The sequence below is a fragment of the Bradyrhizobium sp. CCGUVB23 genome (assembly GCF_024199885.1).
GTDB lineage: Bacteria > Pseudomonadota > Alphaproteobacteria > Rhizobiales > Xanthobacteraceae > Bradyrhizobium.
In genome coordinates, this window is sequence record NZ_JANADQ010000002.1 from 275,666 (window position 1) to 297,945 (window position 22,280).

At 61.5% G+C, this 22,280-nt stretch carries 17 protein-coding genes; 11 read left to right on the top strand and 6 right to left on the bottom strand.

Annotated features, from left to right (window positions below; all coding sequences use genetic code 11):
* Positions 1-2: 2 nt before the first annotated feature.
* Positions 3-221, bottom strand: coding sequence for a hypothetical protein (locus tag NLN62_RS49390; RefSeq protein WP_254114051.1), 219 nt, complete (start codon positions 219-221; stop codon positions 3-5).
* Between the two features lie 103 nt (positions 222-324).
* Between NLN62_RS49390 and NLN62_RS49395 the strand changes: the two genes are divergently transcribed.
* Together NLN62_RS49395 and NLN62_RS49400 are read left to right on the top strand one after the other, a co-directional pair.
* A complete protein-coding gene (locus tag NLN62_RS49395) occupies positions 325-681 on the top strand; it encodes a hypothetical protein (RefSeq protein ID WP_254114052.1) in 357 nt (118 codons plus the stop codon).
* 109 nt (positions 682-790) lie between these two features.
* Entirely contained in the window at positions 791-1,255 is a 465-nt protein-coding gene (locus tag NLN62_RS49400; RefSeq protein ID WP_254114053.1) for an ImmA/IrrE family metallo-endopeptidase, read from the top strand.
* A gap of 40 nt (positions 1,256-1,295) precedes the next feature.
* Here NLN62_RS49400 and NLN62_RS49405 read toward each other — a convergent pair whose 3' ends face one another.
* The 5 genes from NLN62_RS49405 to NLN62_RS49425 form a co-directional block, all read right to left on the bottom strand.
* Positions 1,296-1,844 carry an NYN domain-containing protein gene (locus NLN62_RS49405; protein WP_254114054.1) on the bottom strand — a complete coding sequence of 183 codons (549 nt, stop codon included), beginning with the start codon at positions 1,842-1,844 and terminating at the stop codon, positions 1,296-1,298.
* A gap of 176 nt (positions 1,845-2,020) precedes the next feature.
* Positions 2,021-2,764: a hypothetical protein gene (locus NLN62_RS49410; protein WP_254114055.1), complete on the bottom strand. Its 744-nt coding sequence runs from the start codon at positions 2,762-2,764 to the stop codon at positions 2,021-2,023.
* Between the two features lie 390 nt (positions 2,765-3,154).
* On the bottom strand, positions 3,155-4,279 hold the full coding sequence (locus NLN62_RS49415) for a hypothetical protein (protein ID WP_254114056.1): 1,125 nt from the start codon (positions 4,277-4,279) through the stop codon (positions 3,155-3,157).
* On the bottom strand, positions 4,276-5,523 hold the full coding sequence (locus tag NLN62_RS49420) for a type II toxin-antitoxin system HipA family toxin (RefSeq protein WP_254114057.1): 1,248 nt from the start codon (positions 5,521-5,523) through the stop codon (positions 4,276-4,278). Before NLN62_RS49420 ends, NLN62_RS49415 begins: the two co-directional genes overlap by 4 nt.
* Positions 5,516-5,851: a helix-turn-helix domain-containing protein gene (locus NLN62_RS49425; protein ID WP_060907918.1), complete on the bottom strand. Its 336-nt coding sequence runs from the start codon at positions 5,849-5,851 to the stop codon at positions 5,516-5,518. The genes NLN62_RS49420 and NLN62_RS49425 overlap by 8 nt, the downstream gene beginning before the upstream one ends.
* Before the next feature lie 188 nt (positions 5,852-6,039).
* Between NLN62_RS49425 and NLN62_RS49430 the strand changes: the two genes are divergently transcribed.
* The 9 genes from NLN62_RS49430 (at position 6,040) to NLN62_RS49470 (ending at position 22,268) form a co-directional block, all read left to right on the top strand.
* Entirely contained in the window at positions 6,040-6,633 is a 594-nt protein-coding gene (locus tag NLN62_RS49430; RefSeq protein WP_254114058.1) for a DUF6088 family protein, read from the top strand.
* A gap of 178 nt (positions 6,634-6,811) precedes the next feature.
* Positions 6,812-8,110: an SIR2 family protein gene (locus NLN62_RS49435; protein WP_254114059.1), complete on the top strand. Its 1,299-nt coding sequence runs from the start codon at positions 6,812-6,814 to the stop codon at positions 8,108-8,110.
* Positions 8,107-10,134, top strand: coding sequence for an ATP-binding protein (locus NLN62_RS49440; RefSeq protein ID WP_254114060.1), 2,028 nt, complete (start codon positions 8,107-8,109; stop codon positions 10,132-10,134). The genes NLN62_RS49435 and NLN62_RS49440 overlap by 4 nt, the downstream gene beginning before the upstream one ends.
* A gap of 80 nt (positions 10,135-10,214) precedes the next feature.
* Entirely contained in the window at positions 10,215-12,785 is a 2,571-nt protein-coding gene (locus NLN62_RS49445) for a PD-(D/E)XK nuclease family protein (protein ID WP_254114061.1), read from the top strand.
* Positions 12,782-16,096 (top strand): exodeoxyribonuclease V subunit beta, encoded by a 3,315-nt coding sequence (locus NLN62_RS49450; RefSeq protein WP_254114062.1) that lies wholly within the window; start codon positions 12,782-12,784, stop codon positions 16,094-16,096. Before NLN62_RS49445 ends, NLN62_RS49450 begins: the two co-directional genes overlap by 4 nt.
* A 416-nt stretch (positions 16,097-16,512) precedes the next feature.
* Positions 16,513-17,253, top strand: coding sequence for a hypothetical protein (locus tag NLN62_RS49455; RefSeq protein WP_254114063.1), 741 nt, complete (start codon positions 16,513-16,515; stop codon positions 17,251-17,253).
* A 436-nt stretch (positions 17,254-17,689) separates the two neighbouring features.
* Positions 17,690-19,258 (top strand): hypothetical protein, encoded by a 1,569-nt coding sequence (locus tag NLN62_RS49460; protein ID WP_254114064.1) that lies wholly within the window; start codon positions 17,690-17,692, stop codon positions 19,256-19,258.
* Positions 19,259-19,288: 30 nt separating this feature from the next.
* A complete protein-coding gene (locus NLN62_RS49465) occupies positions 19,289-19,627 on the top strand; it encodes a hypothetical protein (RefSeq protein ID WP_254114065.1) in 339 nt (112 codons plus the stop codon).
* A gap of 1 nt (position 19,628) precedes the next feature.
* Positions 19,629-22,268 carry a caspase family protein gene (locus NLN62_RS49470; RefSeq protein ID WP_254114066.1) on the top strand — a complete coding sequence of 880 codons (2,640 nt, stop codon included), beginning with the start codon at positions 19,629-19,631 and terminating at the stop codon, positions 22,266-22,268.
* Positions 22,269-22,280 lie beyond the last annotated feature (12 nt).

Consider the following 22,280-nt stretch of genomic DNA (forward strand, 5'->3'; position numbering starts at 1 on the left):
GGCTACTTGTCCTTCACGGTCGTGTTGGGGTGGGACTGGCCGTGCTTGGTCGTGACATAGCGGCCGCTGATCGCGCTGCGGTAGTGCGGCCCGCTAGACCCGTGCTTGCCTGGGGCCTCGTGGACAGTTGTGCTCGGGTGGCTGCGTCCATACTTGGGAGTCACATACTGCCCGGTCGTTGCGCTGCGGTAAGGACCGCCGCCTTTAGAAGATTTCGACATGCTTGATATCTCCAAATCGACAATTGCCAGAACGGTATCAATTGCTAGATTGCAATTGTGGCCCGATTCGGGCCCAAGATCAAGGCAGGCGAGTCCAAGGCTAATGGCGTCAGGAAAATTCGACGGGGAGGCATTCTTTGCTGCAATCGACAGCGTGCGAATTACGCGCGATCTCACTTGGAAGAAAGTGGCCGAACAATCGGGCGTGCCGGCGTCGAGCCTAACGCGCATGTCGCAAGGCCGCCGTCCGGATGTGGATAGCCTGGCCGCACTGTGCGCCTGGTCCGGGCTCAAGGCCGAGCAGTTCACCCGTGGCGTCCCGAAGCCGAAAGAGGGGCGGGAGCCACTGGCGGAGCTGACGGCGCATTTACGCGCCGATCCCAATCTGTCGAAAGAAGGCGCCAAGGCGCTGGAGGCGCTCATCAAGGCCGCGTACCAGCAGTTCAGGAAAAGGCAGTAGCTGGGAAGTGGCCTTACGTCGGGGGTTCAAAGCTGAAGCAAATTGGTATGCGAGCAGCCTCCGCAAGGAGCTGGACATCGCACCCCATCTTCCGCTTTGCCCCTGGCAATTGGCCGAGCATCTCGAAATCCCCGTCTTCCCGCTGAGCGACTACGCCAAGATGGCGCCTGAAGCCGTTGCCTACCTTCAAACCGTCAACGGCCAGAAGGACTTTTCAGCGGTGACATTGGCCGCGGGGCGGGAGCGGTTCATCGTCCACAACGACGCCCATGACGAAAAGCGTCAGGCTGCCGACGTCAGCCACGAGCTGGCGCATGGCCTGCTGTTGCACCCGCCAATGAGGATCCTCGACCCGTCGGGCACCCGGAATTACGACAAGGCAATGGAAGAGGAAGCCAACTGGCTCGGGCCCGCGCTTCTCGTCTCGGATGAAGCCGCTCTGCATATCGCCGCGCTTGGGCTGACGATCGCCAAGGCCTCAGACATGTACGGCGCGAGTGAACCGTTGGTCCGAATGCGGCTCAACGTCACCGGCGCCTACCAGCGGGTGGCAAACCGTCGTCGTTATGCCTGAACTTTAGGAGCAGGCAAACGGCGGCCTGTTTAGGCGAGCGCTACGCAGCCGCTGGCGATGCGGCCCGGGTGAATTCATCGAGCTTGCCATCCAGTTCGAAGAAGTTCGCCGCGGTGTCGCGGAGCTCCTTTGCCGCCTGGCCCCAGAAGGCCACCTCGACCTTAAAGCCACGCTCGATCAGTTTTGCGACGACCGGCACATAGTCCGAGTCCCCGGCAACCAGCAGGATATCGTCGTTGTCTTTGTCGATGACGTTGAACGCGTCATCCATCATGGCCGTCGCGATGGCCACATCGACCTTCTTCTCCTTGTTGCCAGCGTTCTTGTTGTAGACTTGGGTCTTGAACCCGGCCTTGCCGACCATCTTCCAGAACGAGTCGCCGGGAGGTGGCGATCCCCACAGCTTGGCTACCGTGTCCTCGCCGCTGACGTATTTGTAGAGCTTTCCGTAGTCCAGCACCCAGCCGTGATCGACGACGCCCTTGTTCATGGCATCAACGATGTTCTTGGCCATCCCCTTTTTGACGGCCGAGACGCGGGTGCCTTCGATGTAGAGGTTAGAATTGTCGACGTAGGTGTATGTGGTCATGCGGGCGCTTCTCCAATGAGGATCGTAAGAAAATGATCAAAATAATGATTTTGGAAAATAATAACCCCGAACGAGCGGGGCTTGACCTATGTGGGCATGCGGTGCCGACCTCGCAAGGCCTCGACCTTCAGGCGCCGCGCATTCGCGATCGGCCGACGATCTTTCGCGCGAAACGCCTAGGCAACTGCGGGTGAAGCGGAGCCTTGGCCGCCATCGAGCAGCTTGAGCGCCCTATGCGAGGCGGTCACGCCGCCGACCACCCGCACCATCGCCTCCGGCTCATCGGCATCCCCACTGACGCGGACGCCCCCGAAGAGCTGAAATACCCAGATTGACATCTCCGGGAAGTCCATGCCTTGCACTCCCTCATAGACGAGGGCGCCGGCGCCAATGTCTTCCCTGACGCGGGCCCGGGCATTGCCAGCGAGCAGCCTCCGGTGGACCTCCTCGCCGGGCCGGTTGAGAAAGCCGGCCCATATCCCATGCCTCTGCCGATCGAGCACCACCCCCCAATGGTGGAAGAGCAGACCCTGCGTGATGAACTTGAACAGCTCGCCGACCCGCTCACCATCAAAGGGCAGCGTCATCGCCGACACGAGGATACCGTTTTGAAGCGTCAGCTCCTGCCGGTGGCCAGCCGACAGCCGCCCCTTCAGCTTCGCGTTCTTGTTCAGGCGCCGCTCCACCATCTGAGACAGCATCGCCGTGGCATCCAGGTGATTGCTGGCGAACGGTAGCACGGTCGTCAAATAGTGCTCGTGGCCACTCTTGACGTTATTGCATGCTTGGCAGGCCGGGACCTTGGGCAGATTCGCCCGACGCTCAATCAGCAGGAATTCCCGCGCGAAGACATGATCCATCGTCTCGGCAGTAGCGATGCCGCAGTAGACGCAGATCTTGCCGACGTGCCGTTTGCTCATGACGCCCGTATATCATGGCATCGAGCCGCGTCGACCCGCAAAAGGCGCCGAGTAGATCGGCTGGAGTTCAACTGGCGCAAGATCGCAGCACCCAACCTGCGGTCACAGAATCGCTCATTTCGCTCCCGTTGAGCGATCTGCACCACCGGCCAATAAGGTCGCTGTGAATAGGCCCGCAGCGTCTGCCGGCAAGGGCCTCCGCACGTATCCACCGCGCGCAGGAATAGAAGCGCGAGCCGAAGCTTGGTGCGACCCACCCTGTGCCTGCCCGAGAACTGCGGGCCTTGAATTGTCCCGACCGACCGCGATGGCGCAGCCGATAACCATAGGGTAATCTGATCTAAAGGCTATTACAGACGATTCTTGCGCACTCTGTTTCCGTGGCTGGTTTCAAGTCTCGCCGCTGATGCGTCGCTCCAAGCCGAGCGGCACAATCCAGCCGCCTGCACGGTCGTATCGAGCAAATTCGTCAGAATGAACGGCCGTGACCAGGCGATTTCGCACGGCACTAGGCTCCGCGTCGATGGCTGCGCGAATAAGATCGCGCTCGATCCCGACAAAGACCGGTCGGAGGTTGAGGCGAGCGAGCGCTTCCTGATCGGCGGGCGCGACGTCGGCGTCGGTGACTGGCCCCGCGCGGGTAACGATGCCGCCGACAAGCCCCCCGATGGCGCTGGCCTTTTCCACGTCCCGTACCGGTGCGGCGTCGAGCAAGGCTCGCGCGCGTCCGAGATCGTCCTGGAGCCTTCGCGCAAATGGTTGATGCGTGAGACGATGAAGGGCGCCCGCCAATTCGGCATGACCGAGTGGCTTGATCAAGTTGGCGATATGCAGCCGAAGAAGGCCGATGAACAGCGCGTTCTTCTCTTCGGGATCGATGGGCTCGCCTTCATCGACGGGATCGCGGACCGAGAGATGAACATCGGCTGGACCAGCTACTGCCATTCCCCAGCGCGTTGCGATCGCGATGCGTTTCACCGTGACCTTGCGACCCTGGGCGGTGACATCGATCCGTCCGGCCTGCGTCCATGCGCGATCCAGCGCCTTTGCGGGGCCTCCGACATCATGGCAGCCTTTCGCCTCGGCGACCGTCAGCAAGGAAAGGTCAGAGGCGCAGGCGATCCAATCGGGCAGGTCGCCGCGAAACAGACGCTTGACCTTGACCTGCCTGCGGCGGTCCAGGTCGATGGTTTGGCTGCCGAGATGTGCAAAGATCGAAAGATTGAAGTGTCGCTCGAGATAGGCGCGGGCGACGAAGCGTCCAAACAGACCTGAGAGCGCGACTTTGACTTCGCGCGCCTGTCCAAGCGGCTCTCTGAAGATGAAAGGCGTTCCCGTGCCGGTCGGCGCCAGGAGTGCGTCGAGAATGGACCACGCACCATAGGCGGCGCCGGGTGTCTGCAGCACCTCCCGAATGCCGGCATCCTCGATATCGGAGACTTCAAGGTCGACGGTCGGGCCGGTGACGGGGCTCGCGGCCGCGGGGTCGAAGCTGTGAAGAAAGGTCCGTGTCAAAGGGCCAGCGCTCGTTTGAGATCATCGTGCTCGAAAGCGCTGGCCATGCGATTGATCTCGGCCGCGCGGGCGCCGACGGCCTTGGCCGTGTCGCGCCAGGTCGCGGTTGCGGTCGCGACTTCCTTGATGATCGCGCGGGCCTGCGGCAGCGTAAGCCCGAAATATTCCGACGCGGCCTCGAGCAGATCGAGCGAGCAGGTACCTTCGTCGAGGTCGATGTTCGTTGTCAGCACCCGCGCCTTCACATCGGCGGGCACGGGATTGAGATCGTAAGCTGGAGAGAGCGACCATCCCGCCTGTCCCAGCCACAGGAAACCGTGGTTGCGCAGGTGATCGTCGACATTGGAGATCAGCACGTTGAAGACGACACGCCGATAGAGGGCATGGGCGTCCGTCTTTCCTTGCGCTCCATGCTGCGCAAGAGCGTCGACAATCTCCGGGTAGCTGCCGCGCTCGCCGTCTTTGGCGCCCATCATCGCCATGGCGGACAGGAACGGGATGCGGACGGCGTCATTGCGATCGAAACGGCGTGACAGCATGACAGACTTGCCGGCCACCTCGATCAGTTCGTGTTGTGGGGTGGTGATGCCGGCCTTGCCGGCGAGCCGCAGCGCAATCTCCTCCCAGGTCTCCATGCTGTAGTCGTCAGTCTCCTTCGGAAACTTGGCGATCGAGAGATGGCCGTGCTGGTCGACGACCGAGGCCTTCGGCCGGGCGCCGCCGAGGGAGGAGCCGGGCGCGAAGATGAGCTGGAGATCTTCGTCCGTTTCCTCGTCGCGGAGAATGCGCTCGGTGATCTGGAGCAACCGGCCGAGTTCGATCAGGGCGGGCACGCCGGCGCGGATCGGCGCCTGGAAGGTTTCTTCGCCAACCCAGCGGAAGCGGAGTGCGCCAAGCCGCGTTTCATCGGCAACGCCGAGCAGATAGTCACTTTCGGCAAGCGTGCGAACGGCGCGGCCTTCGCGATCGGCAAAGCGGCGTTCGGCGCGCTGCATGAGACGGCGGCCCCAGGTGTCAGGCGCGGAGTCGCCGATGGAGCCGAACGTCGCCAGTCCGGCAGGTGGGGCGAAGGCGCCGCGCGTCAGGGCGAGGGCGGGTTCCAGGGAGAACCGGTCCGGATCATCAAGCCATGCGCCATCGTACTCGAAGAGGATGGTCTCCGAGCCTCGGGCACGATTGCTCCTCGCCAATCCGATACGACGCGTGCGGCCGCCGAGATCGATATGCACCTCGAAGTCAGCCATTGCGAGAGGCTCCGGTCTTGCGTTTGAGGTGGATATGCTTGGGGAGCTCGGCGCTGGCGAGCGCCTGGCCGACGCTGTCGTTGCTGATGTCGGCGACCTTGATCAGGCCGTCGAGCAGGCCGAGCGCCTGGAGAACGCCGGCATAGATGCCGATGCTGACGTTGGTGTCGCCGGCCTCGACTCTTTGCAGCGTCGAGCGGGATGTGAAGGCGCGCTCGGCGACGACCGCCATCGGCAGCCGCCGACGCCGCCGGGCATCGTGGATGTCCGCGCCGAGCTTGCGCAGGGCCCGCCGAACGGCGGCGGGAGGATTGTGGGGGGTCGGCATTTGGCACCTTCGCACTACAGATTTGCCGAATATGTAGCACGAAGCTTACAAATATTCTAGGCCGCTGGGGCGGTATTTACGTAGTGGGAAGCGCGGTGCTCGCCAAAGCGTATATATCGGCCAGGGAGAAGACCTGCTGGTTGAGAACTGTCAGAAAACCGCATATATTTCTGACAGGAGAACAGGTCATGCAGCGCTTGACCGAGCAGATTCTAGCACACGCTGAGAGGCTGCCAGAGGGCACGCCGGTGGCGGCTAAAAGCCTTCTCCACCTGGGCAATCGGGCCGCGGTGGATCAGGCTTTGTCGCGTCTGGCCGACCGCGGCAAGTTGATCCGGGCGGGACGGGGCGTCTACCTGCGCCCACTCACGGGCCGGTTCGGCACCAGGGCTCCCTCCGTCGCGGAGGCAGTTGAGGCGCTGGCGAGCCAGCGTGGTGAGGTCATCGTTCCGAGCGGGGCGGCCGCTGCAAACACCCTTGGCCTTACGACCCAGGTGCCGGTCCGATCGGTCTATCTGACCTCGGGCCGCAGCCGGACGATGCATCTCGGATTCCAGGTCGTCGAGCTTAGACATGCGCCGCGCTGGCAACTTGCGATGGCGCATCGGCCGGCCGGCGAGGCGGTGCGAGCGCTGGCTTGGCTCGGGCCCGAGCAGGCTGAGGCAGCCTTAAAGATGTTAAAGCAGAAGCTCCCGCCGGTTGCCTTCAGCGAGTTGGTCGCCGCAGCGCCGCAGCTTCCGACCTGGCTGGCACGTAGCGTGGGGAAGGCCGCCCATGGCTGACGCCGTTCATCACTTTTCAGTCGTCGATCGCCGCGAGTTGCTGAGTGTCGCAGCCGACGAGTCGAGGCGAGCGACGGATCGCCTTAAGAAGGGTGTATCGGTGGTCTGGGTGCATGGCGAGCTGTGCGGATGTCACGCATAAGGCAAACGAGGCGGCGAAATAGAGGCGGCATAAGCAATGGGGGACGCGAACAAGACGGAGCCATCGAAGCTCAGCTTCAAGTTCATTCGCGGCGTTGACGGCGAGAAGACTGATTACGAGTGGCCCGATGGTGCGGAGATTGTCAGAAAGGCGCTAGCGGAGTCGCTGAACGCCAAAAATGTGGCCTTCCTGCTGGGGGCCGGCTGCTCGTCGTCGTGGGTCAACGATAAGGAGGTCGGCATCCCAACGATGGCCCCGCTCGCGAAGGAATTCACGGCGGTACGGAAGAAAGATGATCAATCATTTCCGACGGCCGATGAACGCAACGTGCTGCTTAAGCAGTTTGGCATTGACATCGGCGCGGCCGAGTACGCGCGCAATTTGGAACGGCTGATGGAGCTTCTGTTCAGCCTGCGCTTCGTCCTGGTGCGCAGTTCGCTGAATGACGCGGCGACAAAACTCAAGACTGTCGAGTCGATCATCAAGAAAGTTCAGAAATTTCTTTGGGCCAAATGCACCAACGGCGCCTTCGCGAATGGCGACCGCACAGTCATTGGCTTGTACGAATCCTTCTACCGCAAGCTTGTTCTGCGAGATCGATCTCTTCCGCGTCCGTGGGTTTTCACCACGAACTACGATCTCTTCAACGAGACCGCGATGGACAGGCTCGGCCTGCCATACACGAATGGTTTTTCCGGTGTTGTCGAGCGACGCTTCAATCCAGCGACGTTTCGGTACGCCCTCGCTGAACAGCTCGATGTGACCAGCCGCAAATGGTCTGCGGTCGATGGCTTTGTCTATCTGTGCAAGATTCATGGATCCATTAGCTGGACGGAGGACGACCACGGGCTTTTCCCGATCCGGGAGACAGCCGTCTCGACGGAGCCCGGAAAGGTGATGATCTATCCGACGCCCGCCAAGCAGAATTCCAGCTTGGGCTCACCGTACGCCGACCTGTTTCGCGAATTCCAGTCGCGCATTGTGCGTGAACAGAGTGTGCTGTTCACCATGGGGTATGCTTTTGGCGACGAGCACATCAACAATATCATCTATCAAGCTCTAACGATCCCCACGTTCCGGCTCGTGATCTTCGCGGATCCAAATCTCGACGGCGAGATCGCCAAGCTGCGCGCGCTAAACGATCCTCGAATTTGGATCATCGGCGGTGACGGGCGGGTCGCCGGCCGCAAGGCTCACTACTTTGATACCATCGTCGAAGAGTTCATGCCGCAGCGCCCGAGCGAGCGCATTGATGACGCTGTTCGGAAGGTTCTTGAGGCCATGGCGCCGAAGAAGGAGGTCGCACCTCCCCAGAAAGGGGAAGACGACGAATGAGCCGGGACGATCGGAAACGCGCAATCGGCAAGGTGGTCTCGGTCGCGGCGGACCGCTTCGTGATCGAGATGCATGCGGGCACGGACAATTTCACCGTAGTTGGGTTTGACGACGTCCACTATGTCGCAAGGCTCGGCTCGTTCCTGATGATCCCGGTGCAGACCGAATATGTCGTTGTCGAGGTTGTCGGCTTGCGTGAGCGCGACGTTGGCGGTGGCAGTCGCAGCGAAGGGGAGCTCGATAAGGCATCCTCGGCGAAATATCTTGATGTCGTCCCGGTTGGGATGCTGCCGCTAGATCGGCGCGAACGATTTCGCTTCGGTGTCTCCGTGTTCCCGTCGCTCTATGCCGACGCGCTGTATGCGCTCGACGTAGAACTGGATCGGGTCTTCGAGACCGATATGCCCTCTGAGCCTACGCCACCGAACAACGACGTTCCGCCAACGCCGCCAGACGCGACCCGCTATCGGGCGCTAACGATCGGCAGATCGGTCATTTTTGAAGGTTACGACGTCAAGGTTCGGATTGATGATTTCTTCGGCGGACATACCGCTGTCCTCGGAAACACAGGCAGCGGAAAGTCCTGCACGGTTGCGTCGGTGCTTCAGTCCTTGTTCGAAAAGGCAGATGAGCATCATGCACGCGGTGCGACATTCATCATATTTGACGTCAATGGAGAATATGCGAAGGCGCTGTCGCCGCTCGCGAAAGATAAGCAAATCGGCGTGGACCACGTCGTTCTTGATGGCACGGCCAGCAAGGAGCGCTTTCGTTTACCGCACTGGTTTTTGGAACAGTCGGAGTGGGAGCTGCTTCTCCAGGCCAGCGAGCGCACTCAGCTACCGATACTCCGGATGGCGCTCGGCTTGGCAACATTGTTCTCGGCCGGCAGCGCAGCGGAGTTGAAGGGGATCAAGAACCACATTCTTGCGACCTGCCTGAGCCAGATTCTCCGCGATGACACGGGCAGCCCCTCAAAACATGATCGCATGGTCGGCCTGTTGCAGAGATTCAACACGCCCGAGATCAACAACCAGAAGATCGCGCCGTTCATCAAAATCGGCTTTGGGCAGATGGCCAACCCTGCCGGCTTGACGACCTACTTGTTGGGAGACGCCAAGGGCGGTGGATTCATCATCGAAGGTTTGAAATTCCCTGCATACGCCAATCTTCCCTTTGAGTTTGGCGCGTTGGGCGAAGCTCTTGACTTGGCCATTCTATACGAGGAGGCTCACGGCAACCGTCAGATCCGTGACTATTGCTCGCAGATGTTGACGCGCTTCAAGTCGCTTGAGGAGCGGCCTGAGTATGCGTTCCTGCGCTACGACCTGCAAGGAGGCCAAGCCGGGCCGTCGTTGGAGAACTTTCTTGAGCAGCTCCTCGGTTTGGCACGCGACGGAGCGGGGTGGGTCAAACGCAACCAGATCGTGATCATCGACATGAACGCGGTCGAGGACGAGGTTGTCGAGCTCGTAGCGTCGGTGCTTGCCCGGATGGCCTTCCGCTTGCTCCGGCAAGCAGAGCCGCGGAACCGGTTTCCAATCCATCTCCTTCTCGAAGAGGCGCATCGGTACATCGCGGAGAAGCCATCCCGCTATGCCATCGATGCGAGCCGGGTTTATGAACGAATTGCCAAGGAGGGTCGAAAATACGGACTGTTCATTCTCGCCGCCTCTCAGAGGCCGAGCGAACTCTCGAAGACCATTCTTTCGCAGTGCTCGAATTTCGTGATCCATCGTATCCAGAATCCCGACGACCTTTCTCATATTCGGCAGATGACCCCTTTCATCTCCGAGGCGGTCTTGAAACGGCTGCCGTCTCTCCCGAAGCAACATGCTCTGGTTTTCGGGACGTCCGTGAATCTCCCGACCACCTTTCGCGTGCGTGATGCAAATCCGTTGCCCGCAAGTGATGACGCGAGAATTCGGGACTTGTGGTTCCACGAAGAAGGCAGAACAGCTCAAGTTCGGATTGCGCCGACAGTCTTCGAACCGGGCGAGGAAGTCGCGGCTGAGGGGACATGAAGCGACGATCGGCAGTTGTCGAAGGACCGCTTGCATTCCGCACTGCGCGGATCATTGCCGCGCAGTGCGCGGAATCTGGGTTGCAGATTTTCACATTCCCGCTGCTTGCCGCGCGTCTGGCTGGAGGCTTCAGCCGGCCGGCCAGATTGCAGGACCTCGATCCAGCCATTCGCGCTGCGCTCGATGCCGGCGGATTGGCGGAGCTCGAAGGGGTTCGCCGACTTCCAGGTACCGCACGTTCGATCGCCCGCACGCTTGCGAGGGTTTGGCAGGCCGATCTTGATCTTGAGAGACTCGCTGATCATAGCGCGCGGCTCGCCGAGCTCGCAGAGATCGAGCGCCGTGTTCGAGCCAACCTGCCAGCCGGCGTACTGACGCCACGCGACCTACGAGATGGCGCACTCGCGCGCGTCACCCATGCTCCCGCGACACTGGGGCCGATCGAGATCGATCGAGTAGCTGCGATCGCCTTGGTCTGGCGCCCGCTGCTTGCGGCGCTCGCCAAGACGGTTCCACTCGCCTGGCGCGACCCCGGCACACTTGAGACGACCTGGTTTCCGGGGCAAATCGTCGTCAGCGATGTCGGCCCGCCTGCCAGCATATCAGTGACTTCGTGCGCCAATCCGCGCGCCGAAATCGTGGAAGCCCTGCGTTGGATGCGCGAACTGATCGCTTCGGGCCGCGCGAGACCTAGCGAGATCGCGATCTGCGCCACGGCGACCGAGGAGTGGGACGAACATTTTCTGGTGCTGGTAGCAGACTCCGAGCTACCGCTGCATTTCTCGCACGGAATGCCGGCCCTTGCGTCGCGAGAGGGGCAGGCGTGTGCAGCGCTCGCCGATGTTCTGCTCAACGGCCTCAGCCAAGATCGCATTCGTCGGCTGTTCGGGCATGCTCGAGGCCGAAGTCGTGCGCTGGCGGACCTGCAGGCGGACTGGTCGCTCGGTCTTCGGCCTGGCGCCGCGTTGCTCGAACTCGATCAGTGGCGTCGCGCGCTCGATGAGGGGGCAGGGCGCCACGCCGACGGAGTTGACCCAAGGCCGATCGTGATGCCCGTTCTCCAGCTTCTTGCGCGCGGCCCCGAAGCGGCTACGCAGGCTGGTGCATTGCTGCTGGGCACCGCTGCTCGCACGCTCTGGACCGAAGCACTTCGGCGCGCTCCGGCCGAAGCGCTGGAATTTACGCTACAGGATTTACGCCTACCCGATGGTCGTGATCCCGGTGCGGCCGTCGCCTGGTGCCCGGCAAGCCACGTCGCGGGTGCGCCGCGTCCTTGGGTGCGGATGCTCGGCATGACCTCACGCTCCTGGCCACGCCGCGCCGTGGAAGATCCGCTGATACCGTCCCACATCTTGCCGCGTGCTGTGCTCGATGCCGATCCCATCACCGAGCGGGATCGGCGCGCCTTCGCTGTGATTGCCCGTCACGCGACGCAGGGCTGTGTTCTCTCGCGGAGCCGGCGAAACCCTCAAGGCGGCCAGCTATCCGCGAGCCCACTGATCCCGCAGGGCATATCTCCGCAGGTTCTCAAGCGGGCACGTATCCCACAGCATGCGTTCAGTGAGGCCGATCGGATTCTTGCGCGGCCTGACGAGGCGGCAGCATCGCCAGCGCTCGTCGCCGCCAATCTTTGCTGGCGCAATTGGCGACGCCCAGCGGTCACTGCGCACGATGGCCAGGTCCGCGGGGACCATCCACAGATCGCTCGCGCGATCAGCGAAATCCAGTCCGCCACCTCCTTGCGGCTGATGCTGCGCGACCCGCTCGCCTTCGTTTGGCGCTACGCGTTGGGCTGGCAAGCGGTTTCAGAAGACGATCAGCCCCTCGCGCTCGACGCACGCGCCTACGGCGAACTGGTCCATGAGTTGCTGAAACACGCAGTCGATGCACTCGAACCTACGCCGGGCTATGCGCGCGCGTCGCGCCAGGAAATCGAAGCTACGCTGGCGGGTGCGACCGAGGCAATCCGCGCGCGTTGGCCGCTCGAGCGGTCTGTGCCGCCCGCACTGCTGTGGAAACATACGCTCGCTGCTGCGGCGCAGCTCGCCCTCAAGGCGTTGACGCTCGACGAGACATTTCAGCCCGGTACACGCAGTTGGACCGAACTTGCCTTCGGGCATGGTAGAGCTGGTGCGACAACGCACGATCTGCCTTGGAGCCCCAACGCCCAGGTGGCGATTCCCGGCACCGAAGTGAGTGTTCAAGGGAGCATCGATCGGCTCGATCTCACCGGCGACGGCCGCGCCGTACGCGTCTCAGATTATAAGACCGGCGTTGAACCGCGCCGGGCGGACGAAATTGTGCTCGGCCGTGGTGCGGAGCTTCAACGCGTCATTTATGCGATCGCTGCCGGACAGTTGCTCCCCGACAGTCCGCGTGTGATCGCGCGCCTCGTCTTTCTCGGCGACGAAGAGCCAAGGGCATATCGCCTGCCGGACGTCGATCAGACGATCGCGGAGCTTGGCTCACACGTTACGGCGGCCGTAGCCCTCCTGCGCGCCGGACGCGCCCTGCCTGGCCCCGACGCGCAGGAGGAGCACAACGATTTTCGCATCGCATTGCCAGCGTCTCCCGCGACCTATTTCCAGATCAAGAACGCAGCATTCATGGGCGCCTTCGGCGAGTTTGCGCGGATATGGGGGTGTCGATGACCCTCGCCGACGATTCCGCGCGGTTGCGCATCCTCACAGATCTTGGTGTGACGCTGCTCGTCGAGGCTGCTGCTGGCACCGGCAAGACGGCGCTGATGGCCGGACGCCTCACCATGCTGCTCGCAGGCGGCGCCGAGCCCGGCACGATCGCTGCGATCACCTTCACCGAACTAGCCGCTAGTGCGCTCTCCGCGCGCGTGCATCGTTATGTCGAGGAGCTGCTGGCGGACCGCGTGCCTCAACCACTACGGCTTGCTATACCGCATGGCCTCGACGCCGATCAACGGCGTGTGCTCTCTGCCGCGGCGGCGAAGCTCGACGAACTGACCACCGCCACCATCCACGCCTTCTGCCAGACAATCATCACCAGCTATGCGGTCGAGGCGGACATTGATCCAGGCGCACGTATCCTCGACGCCGTCCAAGCATCAGCCGCCTTCGATTCAGTGTTCGAGCAGTGGCTGAAAAGGCGACTGAACGCGCCGGAGCGGCCCGGTGACCCCATTGTGACGCTCTCGCGCGACGATCCACGCCGCGTTGTGGACACCCTCCAGGCGCTCGCCCGTTTCCGGCTCAGATATCGTGGAGCCCGCACGTTGTCTGCGGACTTCGGAGGTCGCCCGGACATCGACCTCGCCGATGCTGTCGCGGACTTCCGGCGCTGGATATCCTCGCAGCCGCCGGAACCCAAAACCCTGGAGCTTGTCGGTGAGCTGGAGACACTTGCCAATTTCTACGCCGGGAGTTTCGATCCGCCACCCGATTTTGAAACTCTCTGGCGTCTTGCACATCCGCCGCAACTGGGGTGCATGCGTCGACGTAGCTTCGATCTTCTGACGCCGAGAAGGAAATCGGCTTGGGAGCGGGTCGCGGGCAAGGAACGTGGCGCGCGCGTCAACGAAGAGGCGACTGCATGCTTCGAGCGGGTTGATCGGTGCTACCGGACCTTGCTGGGGCGGATTGCAACCGCTCTCGTCGCTCAGCTCTCGGCAGAGCTCGACGAAGTGCTCAATGACTACGCAGCCTTCAAGCGCGCAGCCGCGGTCCTCGATTTTGACGACCTACTCGAAAAGGCGCGTGCGTTGGTGCGTCAGCACGACGCTGTTCGCCGCGCGCTCGGGGAACGCTACCGCTACATCTTTGTCGACGAGTTTCAAGACACGGATCCGATCCAGACGGAGATCCTGTTCCAGATTGCGACAGAGGACCGCGCCGAGCGTTGGCAGGACAGCTTGCTGCGCTCCGGCGCGCTGTTCATGGTCGGCGACCCGAAACAGGCGATCTATCGCTTCCGCGGCGCCGATATTGGCTCCTATGCGCAGGCGCGGGCAACCATCGAGCGGCAATTTCCGGACAACATCGTTCAGGTCACAGCCAACTTCCGATCGCGTCCCGAGATTCTCGCGTACATCAATCGCTGCTTCGCGCGCCCGCTGTCGGGCGACGGCCAGCCAGGCTATGTGCCGCTCGCCCCGACCCTTGATGGCCCCGACCATGATCTGCCCTGCGCGGCTCGGATCACGGTAGATGTTCCGCCGGATTCGAGACCTGCGCAAATCCGCGATGCTGAAGCGGAAGCCGTCGCCGACCTCTGTGCGCGGCTCATCGGAAATCTTCGCGTCCGTGACGAGGGCGGCACTACGGTGCCGCTGACCGCCGGCGGCATCGCTTTGCTGGCGCCGACAGGTGCCGAACTCTGGCGCTATGAGCGTGCACTTGAGCAGCGCGGCCTTCCGATCGCTTCGCAGGCCGGCAAAAGCCTGTTTCGTCGTCAGGAGGTGCAGGATTTGCTCGCGCTGGCTCGTACACTCGCGGACGCTGGCGATACGCTGGCCTTCGGCGCGCTGATGCGCGGGCCGCTGGTTGGGCTCACCGAGGAAGAGCTGCTCGACATCACCGCTGGGCTTCCTTCGCAGTCTAGCGCGATGCCGCGCTTCTCGCTCCTGACGGATCTGGACCATGTAGTCCATCCGCACGCGCGTCGCGCATTAGCGATCCTTCAGGACCTCAGACGACGCGCTCGGGCGACCACGCCGGCGCTGCTGCTTGCTGAAGCCGTCGAACGCCTTTCGGTCCGTCCCTTCCTTGCTGCGCGAGAGGGCCATCGTAGTGCCCGTGCGGCCGCCAATATCGAGGCGTTTCTGGAACGCGCACGGCCATATGGCGTACGAGGCCTCAAAAAGTTCGTCCGCGATCTCGCTCAGGAATGGCGAGATGGGGTCCCCCACAACGAGGGACGGGTCGATTCGGAAGGAGACGCGATCGAGATCATTACGATTCACAGCGCCAAGGGCCTTGAATGGCCGGTAGTGATCCCGATCAACACGGGTACGTTGTTGCGCTCGCGCGAACCGTTCGTCTACCGCGCCGCCGACGAGACATTGCATTGGCTGATCGGCGACGTTGTTCCGCCTGAACTACTTCGCGCACTCGAGTCTGAAGACGACAGCCTGGCGCGGGAACGAGAGCGCCTCTGGTATGTCGCCTGTACGCGCGCCTGCGAGCTTCTGATCGTTCCCGAGCTACCTCAGGCCGAACAGCGATCCTGGGCACGAATTGTCGATCTCGCGCAACGGGACTTGCCGCAGCTTGTCCTTTCGCGGCTGTCGCCTGTCGCGCGCACGATCGTCGTCGAGCCGATGAACGGGCAGACGCGGGAGCTCTTTGAGGCGGAGCGCGTCATCGTTGACAGCGCGGCGACGCCGCTTCGATGGCTGCGGCCGAGCGATCACGATCCAGATCGCGCGCCCGTGGGCGAGGCGATTGCTATCGAACTCGGCGAGGCCCCAGAAACCGAATTGCCGATTGGCGCCGGCCGTGTGCGTGGCCTTGTCCTACACAAGCTCATGGAGGAGATACTTACAGGCGAGCTGGTCGAGGATGCGTCAGATGTCGCTGCGCGAGCGCGGGTGTTAGTGACGCAGCTCGTGATCGACACCGAAGACGGTGCGCAGCTTCCAGATCCAGACGAAATCGCTACAACCGTCTTGCGCACCCTAGCGCTGCCCGAAGTCGTTTCCCTTAGGCCGAACCTCGTTTCCGAATGGCCGATCTATGCGATGCTCGCGGGTCCGCCTGAGGCATCCGCCCTCGCGGGACGGATCGATGCGATCGCGCTTCAAGATGGGCAGCCCTTTGCTGTGCTCGACTGGAAGAGCGATGTCGCGCCCAGTGAACAGGATATGCGCGAGCATGCCGCACAGTTGGGCGACTATCTCCGCGCTACCGGAACAGCGCGTGGTGCCGTCGTCTACATGACAGGTGGTATCATTCGGTGGGTGACGGCTAGCATGCCACGGAGCGATCCGTGACGCGGGCTGTCTGCAAATGCCGTCGCTCCCCGCTTATTCGATCAAGGTGTCCGCCCCGGTCGCGGCTTGCGGCCCGAGGGCGAAGAGGTGTTCCGGTTCGGCGCGAACGGACTTGTGGGCGGGGAGTGGTGCAAGCATTGATCGAACGGTTCTTCGACCGCTTGTTTCAACTTCACGGAGTTGGCGCTGCCGCGGCCGGCGAGATGCCGCTCGATCGATTGGAGACATTTCGCTGATGGGGCAGGTTACTCAATTTTTCCAGCCACCGCTTTATTGGCAGCAGTTCGAGGAGCTGACCCAATCGGTCGTTGAGCTCGCGTATGGAATCGCGATGGCAAATAAGATAAGGTCGACCCGGGCAAGCCCAGGATGGGGTCGATGTCTACGCCGCCCGAACCCGCGCTGGCGCGATCGGTGTGCAGTGCAAGCGGCTCGATGATCTGGATGAGAACAACAATCCTCTTCCCGGCGGACCGATCGATCGAAAGCTGCTCAGATCGGAAGTGGACAAGGCGCTTGCTTTCCGGCCGAAACTCGACCTCTGGGTCCTGGCGACGACCGCAAAGCGCGACGCTGGGATACAGCGCCAAGCCCGGTTGCTCGACGAGGAACATCGGGCGGCAGGCCATTTCCAGGTGCAGCTTTGGTTTTGGGATGACTATGTTACGTGGCTCAATGCCTATTCCGATCTCCAGCAGCGGTACTACGACCAGATCATTGGCATCCGGAACGCGCGCGACCAGGATCGCTTGATCCTCGAGACGATCGCAACGGCCTTCCATCGCCCAGCATTTACGGATCCGCTCGGGCAGGAACATTTCGACGATTTCCTGCAAGCTTTGAAGGACACGCAGGCCGCGCTGCGGACGGGGGAACTGGTCGACCGCCAAAGCCGTCACGTAATCCGCAAGGCGGTTGGCGGTTGGCGCTACCTTGAGGAACCGGCTTGGAGAGCGGGTCTGAAGAACTTGGATGATGAATTGACCGAGCTACGGGGATTGCTCATCGCCGGGATCAAGGACGGCCGCCTAGAGCAACGCCGCGGATATCTCGACGTGCGGGATCATCGGTTGGCACGTGATCTTGAGCGTCGCCGCCATGACTGCCTTGCTCGGCTGAACGACTTGTTAGTTCGTGCTGCTCTGCGACCGATCTGAAGATCGACGGCAAGGAATGATCTCGATATGCGTTTCCAACGATAGTCGGCGACGATGGACGAAACGTAGAAGTGGCTGGGGCTCAGCGATTGTTGTTTCGTTGTAGGCAAAAATTCCCGGGCACGCTCGCATTGCTATTGCTTACAACAAGTAACGATGTTACACGTTGTGCGTGCAATTTCAGATAATTATGTTGGTTAGGGAGCATTGGCGCTTCGCTTGGGGCTAAGGATAGATTGAAGATTTTAGGACGATGTGTGTCGGTCAGACGGCAGAGCGTCTGGCAGTCCGTTGCAATCGTTCCGACCCATGAAATCTATCGCGTCTTTGATTCAGCGATTTGCGATCTCCGCATGTCTTGGTTTTGCGGGATGTGAGGAAGAGCCTGAGGCAAGAGCCGTTCGCGTTTCAAAAGAGATCGAAGCGGGGTAGGCGTATGAAACCCACGGACATCACCGGCACATACACTTACCGAAGCTTCCTCAACGAGCCGGACATCGTCAATGACTTCAATAAGCTTCAATTCGCTGAGGCGGAGCTGACGCTCGTCGCGTCTCTAAATGGCAAGATCACCGGTCTCTTGTCGTGGCCGACGAAAGAGGATGATTCCGAGCGCGCAGTGATGTCCATCGAGGGGGAGCTCCTATCTCAAGAGCCGGCCCTGGTCCGGCTTCGCGGAACTGGCACGAAGGGCTCGGATATTGAAGCTTTTGAGTACGTCTACGAGCTCACATTGGCCAAGCACTGGCCGGAGACGACGCATCCACGCACGTGCCTCGTCGGTTCGGTCATGCGGGCCAAGGATCACGGCACAGCCAAAGCCGGAGTCACGGCCAGCGTCATCGCGGTCCAGCGGGATTTTCGCGAACCGCGAGATATTCCCGGCGTGATGCTGGCTCCCACGGCCGTTGCGATGCTCGCAGGCAAATGGCATCGGCTCTGGCATGCGGCGTGGCATACCGTTCGCGGAGAATGGCCGAATTTCAAGCATGAAGAGACAAGGGCTCAAATCAGAGACCTCGGCTGGGAAGTTGCACGGCCGCCTCGCAAGAAGCGCGCCGACGGCAACAATCTGATCCTCGATAACGGTGCAGGAGAAGACTTCCTGTTTATGCATCGCTGGATGATCAAGATGGTGCGCGAGGACTACGTGCGGCAGGGGCTCGCGCCGCCAGTCTCTTGGAAGAAGTTGCCGCCGGCCGACGTCGCGCAGGTCGTCTATTCGCCCGGCAAGAATCCCTCCGGCACAGTGATTTTCACGAAGGATGTCGCCGCGTCAGGTAATATGGTCCCGTCCACTGGCGATTGGGTGAAGACCCCAGACTATTTCGCCTCGGTAATGCGGCAGTGGGAGACGACATACACAAGTCCGTCGGTGCTCGCCAGCCTTAGCTTTGGCGCTCTCGGCAATCTGCTGGAGTTCACGATTCACAACGCCATGCACAATCGCTGGATGACGCCGGCACGCGACCCGGACACCGGTGAGATCATCGTTGACCCTGACACAGGTGAGCCTGGTGAGCGGCCGTCATTCGATTTCTCGGACAAATGGAGCTCACCCAAGTATGACTACCTCGGTGAGTTCTATTCATCACATGTCAATCCGGTGTTCTGGCGGCTCCACGGTTGGGTCGATGATCGCATCGAAGACTGGTTCAGAGCGCAGGAAGCGTCGCGCCCCGGTGTGATCAAACGCAGACAACTCCATGGCGCGGAATGGTTCGAGGTCAACAAGCCTTGGGTGATAGTCGATGAGCCGTTCGTGGGCGTCTCGTTGGACGGGCACGGGAGCCACCATGCCCATGGAGACGTCGATAGCGATCATGGACATCATCATGGTGGCGGTGATTCACAGGCCGCAGAAATTGATGTCATGCTGAAAGTCATGGCGGCAATCGAAAGCGATGCAAAGGAGCCCGCGTTGCTGTCTCTCGACGCGGTTGAGCGCGCTGCGGTTCGTCGCGCGCGGGTTAGGATGCGTTTTGAGCTGCCAGGGCAGTTTTAGGAGCCGAGAAGGCAGGCTAGGGGGACCCAGATGGTGCTGGAAGGGGCGTTAACGGTTTTCGGTGTCGGCTGCGCTGGCGGCATCGTGGCCGAAATACTTCATTGGTGGAATCTACGGGAGGCCGAGCAGCTTCCGGCCTATCGCGTCAGCTTGTTCTATTGGGGGATCACGCTTGCCATGATCGTGGCCGGCGGGTTCGTTGCGTGGCTTTATTTCGGTGGGCGTGCCGAAGGGATCATCGCCTTTCACGTCGGAATCTCGACCCCGCTAATCCTGCAAAAGTTAGTGACGAGCGTTCCTCAACCCCCCGGAGCTAAGAACGTGATAGCGAGGCCCGCGCCGAGCGTGCGAAACTTTTTCACTTGGTGATATGGCGAGGGTCGGAGCATTTCTTGTCGGCATTGGCGCTTATCGCTCGATCGGCGGCACAGGCCTTTCGTCCCTACAGTTCGCTGTCAACGATGCGGACGCCGTCGAGCAATATCTTCGAACGTGCTGGCCTGGCGCCAGCGATCTAAACGTTGTCAGGATTCCGGAAGACGAAGCGACTGCGGCAAAAGTCGAGGCCGGTCTGGGACTGCTTGCGAAGGGCGGTCCTTACGAGCTCTGCTGGGTGTTCCTCTCTGGCCACGGCTGGGTTGACGAGGCCACGGCCGGATTTCTTGTTCAGCCTGCTCAGGAAATTGGCAGCCTTCCTTTGCTACCCGCGGAGACTTTGGATCGATTGCTCACAAGCATCGACGCGAAGCGGACGATCCTAATTCTCGATTGCTGCTTCGCCGAGGGGCTCGTGCGGCGCATGTCGTTTTTCGCGGCGCTTGGTCAGAGCGATGCGCGCCTCTATGTGGCATCGTCGCGAGAGACTCAGCGCACGTGGGAGGACACGGGAGTAAAACATGGAGTATTTAGTGCGCACCTGCTCGATCTCCTGAATACGGGGAGCGCCGCTCAGTTCAGCGGACGCAAGACGCAGTTGGATGTTGACGCAGAGCTGTTCCCGGCCCTCTGTGTGCAGGTGCCGCTCTACGTGTTCCAGCAGAAGGGTGGGGCGCGGCAAGAGCCTGTGAAGGGAGGCGTGTCGATCTCAGCGGTTACGTTGCCGGTCGCAAGTCTGGCGCGCCGTGTTCGAGACCGAACCGTCCTCGAAACTGTCGCCATACGGCTCCGCCAGGTGGTGACCGGCCTGGCGGTTGGTGGTCTCGCGCTGCTGCTCCTGAGCTACGGCCTCATTTACTACGTCGAGCCAGGGGCTGGCGGGACCTTGATGGTGCGGCACGGGACCAGATGGCTTGAACCGCTGCTCCGTATCCTGCCGCTTGAGAGGGTCGACACAGGGATCTCGGTTGCAGATCTATCGAGCAATGCTGCCGCAGCGGCGCCACTGCAGTCGGGCTATACCACTGGATTTTGGACGCACGAGGGGACCGATCGCTCGCGTGGCTGGTTTGACGCGGTGCTTGCGGGCCTCGATCCGGCTGCGGCGGCAAGATATGGCACACTCGCGGGGAGGCAGCCGCCAGTGCTTAGTGCGTCGCCCTTCCCTTTGGACGTGGAGCGCGCTGCTTGGCTTGCGTTGAGTGATGGTCGGCCGGAGAGCCTCGACGTGATCTTGGAGCGGGTCCCGGGTGGCAATCGTCGTTCCCGGGAGATCGCGCGCGTCCCAGTCAACCAGATGGACTTTGAAATTCTGGACCTGACCGAGGCCAATATGGTCAGTTATGCGGAGGCGTTGGCATACTCTGCGGCGCTCGATCCTGTGAGGACGTTCCCTGCATTCCTTGGTTTTGCGAAAGCGACCCAGGAGTGGTTGATCCACAATACTGATGCGCAGCGTGGCCGTGGCGCGCGTGACCGGGTTCGCGTTGCGGTCGCCGACGTTCTTGGCGTGATTTCCAAGGCGCGGGTTGACCGGGGCCTTCCTGCTCTCGATCCGTCGGATCGGAGTCTTCTTCAGGCCTTGTCGGGCCAAGGCTACTCCGAAGTGATTGGTCAAGGCCTAAGCCGCGTCGTTGGCGATACCACGTCGCGCTTACTGGCTGCGACTGAAGCGCTTCAACGCTTCCACGGAGTTCCTGATGATCCTAAGCAGGTGCCGGCGTTTGAGACGATTATGGCCGGCCTTGACGATAGCGAGCGCTCCAAGGAATTGGTCGCGCGTGTCATTGCGGAATTTGTATCTGCGGGAGCAGTGCCTAACAGCTATTACACACGATTCTTGATCGCTGCCGGCGACGCTCGTGCGTTGCCCGCCAACGTGATTGACGAACTCGTGGTTACGGCGCGCGAGAGGCTGCGAAAGGCCGATAGCGATTTCGAGGACAGCGAGCACGCGCGAATTCTCGCGCATGTAATGAGCCAAGTTCCCGCGGATCAGCGAGCGCCCGCTCTGGCGCTTATTGAGCGCATCGCGAATTCGGTGACGCCAATGTCGATGTCGACCGCTGAGATGTACGCCGCTCTGGGGCGTCAAGGCCTCGATCCCGAGGGCTTGCTGGCGAAGGTACGAGAGCGTGCCGCCAAGGCGAAACCATACACACCTGCCGATCCAAGTGTTGCCGTGGGGCCGACTCCTGGCATGACGATCGTGGTAGGACCAGGACCATGGGTCGCTGCTCTCGCGGTATTCGGCAGCAATCGACAGCTCGGCGCTGAGGATGTGGCCATTCTGCGTGCGCACGTGGCTAACCCGGCGCAGCGAGATGTGATAGTGCCGGCGCTTGTTCGGCAGGAACGGGAGGCACCGGCAGATGCGCTCGTAGAACTTTGGGAACATCGGTTGGTCATGCTGGTAACCAACTCTCGTTCTCGCAACACCGAGCAAGCCATAATGGTCGGCTATCTTGCTGCGCGGCCTTGGCCTGAGTTTACTCGCCTCGTTGCGCAACTGCGGATGAAGAGAGCCGCTTCTCAAGAACCCGAACTTCGCATAGCGTTGGGTTCGATCGTGGTAGAAGCATTGATTGCCAGAAGCAAAGTGCCGTCGCGCGGTGCTCAACTGTTCACGGGATAGCGAATCGTAAGG

Bases quoted from the DNA above. Each gene is read 5' to 3' on its own strand.
- NLN62_RS49390 (WP_254114051.1), bottom strand. From the start codon at position 221: ATGTCGAAATCTTCTAAAGGCGGCGGTCCTTACCGCAGCGCAACGACC.
- NLN62_RS49395 (WP_254114052.1), top strand. From the start codon at position 325: ATGGCGTCAGGAAAATTCGACGGGGAGGCATTCTTTGCTGCAATCGAC.
- NLN62_RS49405 (WP_254114054.1), bottom strand. From the start codon at position 1,844: ATGACCACATACACCTACGTCGACAATTCTAACCTCTACATCGAAGGC.
- NLN62_RS49410 (WP_254114055.1), bottom strand. From the start codon at position 2,764: ATGAGCAAACGGCACGTCGGCAAGATCTGCGTCTACTGCGGCATCGCT.
- NLN62_RS49420 (WP_254114057.1), bottom strand. From the start codon at position 5,523: ATGGCTGACTTCGAGGTGCATATCGATCTCGGCGGCCGCACGCGTCGT.
- NLN62_RS49425 (WP_060907918.1), bottom strand. From the start codon at position 5,851: ATGCCGACCCCCCACAATCCTCCCGCCGCCGTTCGGCGGGCCCTGCGC.
- NLN62_RS49430 (WP_254114058.1), top strand. From the start codon at position 6,040: ATGCAGCGCTTGACCGAGCAGATTCTAGCACACGCTGAGAGGCTGCCA.
- NLN62_RS49435 (WP_254114059.1), top strand. From the start codon at position 6,812: ATGGGGGACGCGAACAAGACGGAGCCATCGAAGCTCAGCTTCAAGTTC.
- NLN62_RS49440 (WP_254114060.1), top strand. From the start codon at position 8,107: ATGAGCCGGGACGATCGGAAACGCGCAATCGGCAAGGTGGTCTCGGTC.
- NLN62_RS49450 (WP_254114062.1), top strand. From the start codon at position 12,782: ATGACCCTCGCCGACGATTCCGCGCGGTTGCGCATCCTCACAGATCTT.
- NLN62_RS49460 (WP_254114064.1), top strand. From the start codon at position 17,690: ATGAAACCCACGGACATCACCGGCACATACACTTACCGAAGCTTCCTC.
- NLN62_RS49465 (WP_254114065.1), top strand. From the start codon at position 19,289: ATGGTGCTGGAAGGGGCGTTAACGGTTTTCGGTGTCGGCTGCGCTGGC.
- NLN62_RS49470 (WP_254114066.1), top strand. From the start codon at position 19,629: ATGGCGAGGGTCGGAGCATTTCTTGTCGGCATTGGCGCTTATCGCTCG.